The sequence below is a fragment of the Solirhodobacter sp. genome (assembly GCF_964715405.1).
Map to the genome: position 1 here is coordinate 1 of NZ_CBAICG010000073.1, position 8,857 is coordinate 8,857.

Genomic DNA, 8,857 nt, shown 5'->3' on the forward strand with positions numbered 1-8,857 from the left:
GCCATCGCGCCGACCACGGACCGAAGCATGCACCCGGGGCGATCTCAGGCGAAGGCTGCCGAACAGGAAAGCGGATCAATTGTGCAAAGGACAAGACCGCGGCCCGGCGGCACATGCCGCATGCGCAAAACAGCTTGACTGGGACGGCCCCGTTACCGAAGTCCAGAGCCTAGTTCGAACCCTAGCTGATCAGTTTAATCTGACAATGCACGCATCAGCACCCCGCGGATAAACTTCCCGGTCTGCCAAGGCTTGCCGCGGCAAAGGGGGTTGAACTTCGGGCGCCAGAAGGTGCATCGACGATGCAGACGCGGAGGGTGGACAGTGGCACTGCAACGGGCACGACGGTCGAGGGTGTTGCGGCGGTCGCGCATGCTCGTCGGGTCGTTGCGGCACTGGCGCGCGCGGCTGGTGTTCTGGCTTGGCGCCGTCGCCATCGGCGTGATCAGCGCCGGGTTCGCCAAGGCCGCCGACCTGGCGCAGACCCTGTTCGCCACCATCACCGGCGGCGGCGGATACGGCTATATCCCGCTGGTGCTGACGCCCGCCTGCTTCGTGGCGCTCGCCGTGCTCACCCACCAGTCGTTTCCCGGTGCGCAGGGCAGCGGCATTCCGCAGGTGATCGCCGCGCGGCACCTGCACGACGACGAGGATCGCGGCGGGTTCCTGACGCTGAAGGTGGTGATCGGCAAGATCGCGATGACCTGCCTTGCCCTCGCCTGTGGCGCCTCGATCGGGCGCGAGGGGCCGACGGTGCAGGTCGGCGCCGCGCTGATGCTGCAAGCGGCAAAGCTGGGCCGGATGGCGCAGACCCGCGGGTTGATCCTGGCCGGATCGGCGGCCGGGATCGCGGCGGCGTTCAACACGCCGCTGGCGGGCATCGTCTTCGCCATCGAGGAAATGAGCCGCAGCTACAACGCGCGCACCAACGGCATCGTGCTGTCCACCGTCATCATCGCGGGCATCGCCTCGCTGGGGCTGGTTGGCACCTACACCTATTTCGGCGTCACCCACGCCACCGCCGCGTTTCCCGGCGACTGGCCGCTGGTCATCACCTGCGGCGTGGTGGGCGGGGCCTTCGGCGCGGCGTTCAGCGCGGGCGTGCTGGCGATCACCCGGCGCATCCGGCGCTGGCGCCTGACGGTGCCGCTGTGGCGCGTGGTGGCCGTCGCCGGGCTGGCGGGGCTGCTGGTCGCCGTCATGGGCGTCGCGACCGGCGGCATGACCTTCGGCACCGGCTATGCGCAGGCCCGCAGCGCGGTGGAGGGCAGCCCGCTGCCGGTCACGTTCTTCCTGGCCAAGTTCGTCGCCACCCTCGCCTCGACCCTGTCGGGCATTCCGGGCGGGTTGTTCGCGCCCTCGCTGGCCGTGGGCGCGGGGTTGGGCAGCACGCTCGGCCTGGCCTTCGGCGCCAGCGCCAGTCTGGCCGCCGTGCTGGGCATGGCGGGCTATTTCGCGGGGGTGGTGCAGGCGCCGATGACCGCTTTCGTCATCATCGTCGAGATGACCGGCAACCACGACAACGTGGTGCCGATCATGGCGTCCTCGATGATCGGCTACGGCGTCGCGCGCCTGCTGGCGCCCGAGCCGCTTTACCACGCGCTGTCGCGGTTCTGGATCGCCGACGCGCTGCGCAGGCGGCGGGCGCAGGGCGCCACCGCCTCACCTATCAGCTCTTGAAGCCGACGCGGCGGTGACTGCCGTCGCAGAACGGCTTGTTGGCCGATGCCCCGCAGCGGCACAGCCGCGCCTTGGTCGCCCGGTCCACCGTGCGGCCGGGGCCCGCGCAGATCTCCAGGTTGCCGGTCACGGCCAGCGGCCCGTCCGGCACCGGTGTGATCGTCAGCGGCCCGCCGCGCGCGGCCAACAAGAAGCCCCAAGCCGAAACGCCAGCGACATCCATCACCGACAACAAAATGAAGGGGGTAGCTGTCCGTCAAGCAAAGTGCCCCCAGAACCCTGACTTCCGGGCATGTTGCGCCCTCAGCCGCGCGACATAGACGTCATGCGGCTCGAATGCGCCAAAATCCTTGATCTGACTGGCCAGCGCATCGCATTCGGCCAGGTGGCGCGCAGCGTGCTGATAGCGGCTGGACTTCCCTGCGCTCAACGTGAAGTCGATCATCGCCCGCAAGGCCAGTGTGGCGGCCAGCGGGTAACGCGCCGACAACGCCTCGGCAGTCGGGGTCAGGATCTCATAGTGATCGCCATCCAGCTCGCTGAATCTCGACGCTACTAGTTGTGCCGCCCGGTCCAGCGCGGGCCAGTGGATCAGGAAGTGCAGTGCCAATAGCATGCCGGGATAGGCCATGACATAGACCATCGCCTTGTCCTCGGCCTCGACATCATCGAAATCCGGCAGGCGCTTGAGGTAGGCGCGCAGATGTTCCGGGGCAAGGATGCGCTGAAAGCACTCCAAACGGAATGCCTGCGCCTCATCGGCCCGGCCGAGGGCCTCGAGCACATCAAGACGGGCCGTCTGCCACTCATCTGGCACCCAACCGTGATCGCTGAACTCCGCCCGCTCGATGAAACCCCAGGCATCCCCTGCCCTGCCCGAGGCCAACAAACGCGTCGCGATTTCGGCTGCAATCTGTGGCACCTTTCGCACGTCGGGATCGTATTGGGCGATGAACGCATCCACATCCCCCATCGCATCGGCGATGTCCTTCAGCGCCATCCGCACCATGCTTTGACGGGCACGTTCGTCCATCTGATGCGCGTAGGTGGTGCCGCCGCTGCCATAGCCCACCGCCTCCCATTCGCCTTTAGCCGGCACCGGAACAGGCGTCGCGGCCAGCGCCTCGATCCGTTGCCGGAGATGGGCGAGCCCCTCCGCCCCCAGCGCCGGGGACAGGATGGCGATCAGCCCGTCATACTGACCATAGCCATTGTCGCGCAACGCCTCGACCGCCGCCTCGGCGAGCGCCTCCGGCGAGGCCTTGGCGGCAAGAGCAATCTCGCCCAGCAGCCTGCACGCATCGTGAAACACGCCGATGACGATGCCACTGCTGTCATCGCAGCGTTCGAACAGCGGCGTTGCCACCTGCATGAAGCGCCACAGCAGCGCCAACGCCTCGTCCGGATCGCCGGGAGCGATCTGCTCTTTGATCGCCCGAAGCTGGCTTTCCAGATCGGTGACGAGCGGCTTGCGGTTCTGCCAATTCACGAAGCTGCGCGCTCGCGCAATGCTGGTCAGTCGCTTGGCCACTTCGCGCGCTGCCTCCGCCGGGCTTTGAGCGCCGGCCAGTTCCAGCCGCAGCCGCCGCTTGGCGACCGCAGAGCCCGTGCTGATCTCGATCAGCAATTCCGCCAGACGCGCGGGCCCCAGGGCCTCGAGGTTCTTTGCATTGAGGGTCATCTTCGATGCCATCAGATCAAAATCCGTCTTTGAAGAATACCCGTGGGCGGCAGCTCAATGCAGCATCCCGCGCCGCCCGCAGCACTGCTTGAATTTCTTGCAAGATCCGCAGGGACAAGGGTCGTTGCGCCCGGTCTTCCCGCTCGTCCGGATGAACGTGCCGGCTTGCGACGTATAGGCGTATCTCTGATCCAAGAAATGCCGGTGCAGTCGCATGACCCCCGCGGCAGCCCCGATCAGAAGCTGTTCGCGTCGTTGGTCGTCGATCGGCTCCTTGTAAGGGCGCATTTCCGGGTCGGCATGGTGCTCATGGGCAAGTGCCCAGATCGGGACCAACGGGCCGCTGTGCTCTTCATCATTGAACAAGTCCACCCAGATCGTCTGCCGCAGTTGCGTCCCTGCCAGAAAACCGTTCGCCCAATCATTCCCGTGAAACCGGCCGTCCGCATCCTCAAGCAGCAGGGGAAGATAGACATCTTCGCGGTCAAGCTGGTGGTTCACATCGTTCCAGTGGCGGTTGACCAGGCCCAAGAAGCGTTGAGCCTCATCCATGTCCTCGAAGACAAGGTCGCCCGCGGCGCTGGCACTGCTCTGGAGGACGGGTAGGTATTCGCTCGGCATGACAAGATCGGGGCAACAGGCCAGAGCCGCAAAGAAGCCATCCAGCGCCTCTGTATTGGGTATCGCGCCGCCAACGACGCGGGCGAGAAAGCCGTCGAGTTCGTCAACATCGGCATCGGAAAGTTGTGCATTCAGGTTCATTTCGGCGGTCCTGCAGTCCTTGTCCCGTCTATCTTAGCAGCGGGTTCCGGCAAGCGAAACGTCCGGACAGCCTGTGTTTCGGCGCTGTGTTTGACCCCACCATCGGCGCCCAACCGTGACCCCATCTATATGCTGTCAACGTGCTGGGGTTTAAGCAAAATTCCCAGCCCTACAGGGATCAATATTCAGCGCCGAAAGGGGTCAAACTTATACGTTTGTTCACAATCCGGTCCCAAAGGGCGCGGAATTCCTCTCCGGCTAGGACCGCCGCTCGCGTGTTGACCTTGACCCGATCGGCAGCGTTCTTGATATCCAGCTTGCCTCCCAGCTTGCGCAGGATTTCGCGGATCGCGGCTTGGTGCGTCTGAAATGCTTCAGGCAGTTCGACCTTTCCTGCCTTCAGAGCGGTCTTGAGCGTGTCTTGGACGCGACCCTTCGTGTCCACATAGCCCTTCGCCTGAAGGTGGTCGTAGATAGCCGCGGAGTCGCCAAAACCAAGCCGCGCGGTCGATCCGTCATCTTTGGTGATAAGAATCGACGCGAACTGGTGCTTTTCCACAATGCCGACGAGGATGCCCGTGTCCTTCTCAATTTTCTTCTGCAGGGTCTCGGCGAAGTCTTCATAGCTTTCCATGGCTATCACAGTGAGCGTGTTCACTTCGAAGCCACGCACCCGGTGGCCCATCTCGTCGCCCTTCAACTTCAGAGCCAGGCGAGGCCCGCGACCGATCGTCTGCCGCCGCTCCCTCTCCGTGCCGAAGTCGCGAAGGGTGCCTATCTGGAACCCGTTGGGGTGATCCCGGCCTTCCTTCAGCGCCGAATGGGAGACGATGAACTTCAGCTTCGTGTCGAAGCTGAGCAGCTTCTCCTTCTCCTTCATGATCAGGTTGTAGGCCCGCTCAGCGCTGTCACGGTTGACTTCGCCCTCCGCTCTACGAAAATCGTCGATGTCGATTTTCATTTGAGGCCCCCCTTCGGCTTATCGGTCGTTCCGGCAGCAGGTCGCCCGTGCACCTTGGGTCTTCGAGCGCGCGGCTTGGCCTTCGGTTTCGGGGCAGGCTTGCTCTCGATGCTCGGCTCGGTCGAGGCAACGGCTTTGGGTGTTGCCGCAGCCGCGGTCTTCGCATCGGGCTCAGGTGCTGGCTTCGGGGTCACCTCAGGGGCGGCCGGAGCAGCGTCGTTGGCCTTGGCGCCAGGGGCCGACGCGTCGTTCCCCTCCGCCTCGCTGATCGCGGCGGCCAGAAGGCGGCTCATGTCCTTCGGGTCTTTCAGAAGCCTGTCGAGGAGGACTTCGCCAAGCGGCGTGTGAAGCAGCGTGGCGAGCTTGTCGTCTGCCGTCGGCTGCGCCGGGGCCGTGACGGCATCCGGGCTCGGTGCGGCGGCATCCTTCTGCGCTTCGGCTTTCGGTTGCGGTCCCGGCGTGGCGTCGGGTTGAGGGGTTGTCATTTTGGTGGCTCCTGAATTCAACTGGGTTTTGGCTGCCGTCTCCGGCGGCGACAGTGCCGCTGCCCGCGCTTTCGCCTTGCTGGGGGTGTCTTGTGCCGATCGCTTCGCTTTGGTCCGGGTGCGGTCCAGAACCCTGTAGGCCAGCAGCTTGACCCCGTCTGCCCCGACGAACCAAGTGAGCGCATAGACCCAGACGATGGCAGCATCGGTCCAGCCCAGAGGCGTCATGAACACGCCGAAGACGGCAATCAGGGTGGCCAGCGTCTGCGTGCCGAGAACCGCGATCAGAAGGATGCGCGCGGGGCGGATCGACCAGAACGGGCCGCGGGTGCGGGTCTGGAAGATCGTCAGGTGGCCCGCGACCGAGAGCTTGAGGTACATCAGCGTCTGCAGGTGCGGATCGTCGAGGTGGAACACCTGCTTGCCGAGGTAGAACAGCAGGAAGGCCGCAGTGACGCCGGTCACGCCGAGCACGGTGGCGATGCCCAGCACGGTGCGCATGTCCCAGGCTTCCGGCTGGTCGCGATAGTGCACGTTGTCATAGGCGATCGACAGGATGGCGCCGTCGTTCAACAGCGCCAGCATGACGATCATCACGGCGGTCAGCGGGAAGAAGTTGAAGATCAGGATCGCGAGCGTCATGAACAGCAGCACCCGCAGCGTCTCGGCAATGCGATAGATCGCGTAGCTGTTCATGCGCTGGAAGATCTTCCGGCTTTCCTTGATCGCGTCGATGATCACCGAAAGGCCCGGCGTGGTCAGCACGATCGAGGCCGCCGCCCGCGCGGCGTCGGTCGCGCCGGAGACGGCGATGCCGCAGTCGGCCTTTTTCAGCGCGGGGGCGTCGTTGACCCCGTCGCCGGTCATGCCGACGATATGGCCGCGCTGTTGCAGGATGTCGACGAGGTGGAACTTGTGTTCCGGGAACACCTGCGCGAACCCGTCTGCCGTCTCGATTTGCGCGGCAACGGTTTTGGAAGGCTTGCCCTTCGCGTCGCCAAGAACGCTGGCATTCAGGATGTTCGTTCCCATCCCGAGCGCCTTCGCCGTCTCCTTGGCTATGGCAATCGCGTCGCCGGTCACCATCTTGACCGACACGCCCATCTGCTCGGCTGTGGCGACGGTGGCCTTGGCGTCCGCGCGCGGCGGATCGTAGAGCGGCAGCACGCCAAGGAACGTCCATGCGCCGTCGCACTCGGCGCGGGCGACGCCAAGCGCACGAAACCCGCGGGCGGCGAAATCGTCCACGGCCTTGTCTACGGCCGCCTTGATCGCTCCGGTGTTCGCCGCCAAGGCGAGGATCACTTGCGGCGCGCCCTTGGTCACCTTGAAGGTCTTGCCGTCGGGGCCTTTCACGGTGGCCTCCGTCCGTTTGTGCACCGGGTCGAAGGGCATGAAGTGCTGCACCTTGTAGCCCTTCAACGCGGTGTCGTCCTTCAGCCCGTCCAGAACGGCAAGGTCGATGGTGTCGTTGTTTGCCGCACTCGACGCGAGCGCGCCGTCGAGGATCAGCGCCTCTGCCGTCACCCCGTTCATCGTGAAGGGATCGCCCAGCGTCAGCTTGTTCTGGGTCAGCGTGCCGGTCTTGTCAGAGCAGAGGATGTCAACGCCCGCAAGCTCCTCGATCGCCACGAGGCGGCTGACGATGGCCTTTTTCTGGGCCAGAAGCTGTGCGCCAACCGCCATCGTGACCGACAGCACAGTGGGCATCGCCACGGGAATGGCGGCCACCGTCAGCACTAGGGCGAATTGAAGCGTGGACAGGACCGGATTCCCGCGCAGGATCGAGACGATGACGATCGTCGCGACCAGAACGACCGCCAGCAGGATCAGGTAGTTGCCGATCTTCAGCACGGCACGCTGGAAATGGCTGACGGTATGTGCGGTCTGCACCAGTTCCGCCGTCTTGCCGAAATAGGTGTTGGCCCCCGTCGCATAGACCAGCGCGCCGATCTCGCCACGGCGCAGGATCGAACCGGAAAAGACCGCCTCGCCGGGGTTCCGCGTGGCGGGCAGCGACTCGCCCGTCAGCGCGGATTCGTCCACCTCCACCGGGTCGCCGTCCAAGAGGCGCGCGTCGGCCGGGATGATGTCGCCAAGGCGGATCCGGATCGTGTCGCCCGGCACCAGGTCGCGGGCGGGCGGGGCGGTCCACTTGCCGTCGCGCAGCACGCGGGCATTGGTTGCAAGCTTGGCCTTGAGCGCCTCGATGGCGTTGCCGGCCTGCCGTTCCTCCCAGAAGCCGATCAGGCCGTTGGCGAGAAGCAGAACAAGAATGATGAAGAAATCCGGCCAATGTCGAACGACCCCCGACAGGATCACCGCCACCTCGATCATCCAAGGGATCGGGCCCCAGAAATAGCTGAGGAATTTCAAGAGCGGGTTGGTCTTTTTCTCGGCGATCTCGTTGGGGCCATACTGGGCCAGCCGATTGGCCGCCTCGGCCGTGGTCAGCCCTTGTGCGGTGATCCCAAGCTTCGTTTCCAGCTCCGCAATCGGCATCGTCTTCAGGTCGTCGGCCGACGCGTCGGTTGGCTTGGTCGCGGGGTTCGCAGGCTTTGCTTTACGTGTCATTTTCGGCCTTCCATGAGTTCAAGGCTCGGCGACCGGAGGAACGCCCGGCCCGGGTGGGTGGTCACGGCACCACCATCACAACCATCGGCGCGAGGCTCACGAGCTTTTGCGAGACGCTGCCCAGCAACATCCCCTCCAGCTTCCCCTCGCCGCGCTTGCCGACGACGATGGCATCGGCATGCTGTTCGCGGGCATAGTCGAGGACCGCCAGCACGGCATCGCCGTGACGCGACTCGAGGATCGAACCCTTGAAGCCCAATCCCGAAACCTGATCGCGGGCGCGCTGCAGAATTTTGGCGGAATTGGCCGCGAGCATCGCGGTGAACCAGGCACTTTCGGTTCCGCCCAACGCTTTGAGAATACCCCCCGGCAGGCCGTAGCCCCCGATCACATTGACGATCAGCAGTTCGGCACCCAGCGAGCGCGCCAGTTCGGCGGCAAATCCGACCGCGCGGTCCGCGCCCTGCGATCCGTCGGTGGCGACAAGAATGCGTTTCATCCGGTGCTCCTGTGGTTACCGTCGGCGGGTCAGCTTGCCGGGCGGATCAGCGCCCAAGCGTGGACTGCGATCATCAGTTCCTCGTTGGTCGGGATGACCCAGACCGAGACGTTGCTGTCAGCACCGGAAATGCAGGGCCCGCCGGTGGCATTCGCCTGTTCATCAATCCGGACACCAAGCGCAGCAAGGCGCGCGCAGACGGCGGCGCGCACCGG

7 protein-coding genes and 1 pseudogene are annotated in these 8,857 nt (G+C 64.9%); 1 reads left to right on the top strand and 7 read right to left on the bottom strand.

Going from position 1 to position 8,857, the window contains the following annotated elements; all coding sequences use genetic code 11:
- Positions 1-372 precede the first annotated feature (372 nt).
- Complete coding sequence (locus AC11WY_RS18655; protein ID WP_482928278.1) at positions 373-1,680, top strand: chloride channel protein; 1,308 nt, start codon at positions 373-375, stop codon at positions 1,678-1,680.
- Here the strand turns inward: AC11WY_RS18655 and AC11WY_RS18660 are convergent.
- The 7 genes and pseudogenes from AC11WY_RS18660 to AC11WY_RS18690 all read right to left on the bottom strand — a co-directional run.
- Positions 1,670-1,867 (bottom strand): CDGSH iron-sulfur domain-containing protein, encoded by a 198-nt coding sequence (locus AC11WY_RS18660; RefSeq protein ID WP_482928280.1) that lies wholly within the window; start codon positions 1,865-1,867, stop codon positions 1,670-1,672. The genes AC11WY_RS18655 and AC11WY_RS18660 overlap by 11 nt on opposite strands.
- 69 nt (positions 1,868-1,936) lie before the next feature.
- Entirely contained in the window at positions 1,937-3,373 is a 1,437-nt protein-coding gene (locus tag AC11WY_RS18665) for a DUF6880 family protein (protein ID WP_482928282.1), read from the bottom strand.
- Between the two features lie 42 nt (positions 3,374-3,415).
- Complete coding sequence (locus AC11WY_RS18670; protein ID WP_482928284.1) at positions 3,416-4,123, bottom strand: UPF0149 family protein; 708 nt, start codon at positions 4,121-4,123, stop codon at positions 3,416-3,418.
- 178 nt (positions 4,124-4,301) lie between these two features.
- Positions 4,302-5,084 (bottom strand): hypothetical protein, encoded by a 783-nt coding sequence (locus tag AC11WY_RS18675; protein WP_482928286.1) that lies wholly within the window; start codon positions 5,082-5,084, stop codon positions 4,302-4,304.
- Positions 5,081-8,143, bottom strand: a complete 3,063-nt coding sequence (locus AC11WY_RS18680) for a plasma-membrane proton-efflux P-type ATPase (RefSeq protein ID WP_482928288.1) — start codon at positions 8,141-8,143, stop codon at positions 5,081-5,083. The genes AC11WY_RS18675 and AC11WY_RS18680 overlap by 4 nt, the downstream gene beginning before the upstream one ends.
- A 61-nt stretch (positions 8,144-8,204) precedes the next feature.
- On the bottom strand, positions 8,205-8,642 hold the full coding sequence (locus AC11WY_RS18685) for a universal stress protein (protein ID WP_482928290.1): 438 nt from the start codon (positions 8,640-8,642) through the stop codon (positions 8,205-8,207).
- 29 nt (positions 8,643-8,671) lie between these two features.
- A pseudogene (locus tag AC11WY_RS18690) lies at positions 8,672-8,857 on the bottom strand (acetate/propionate family kinase); the annotation flags it as partial.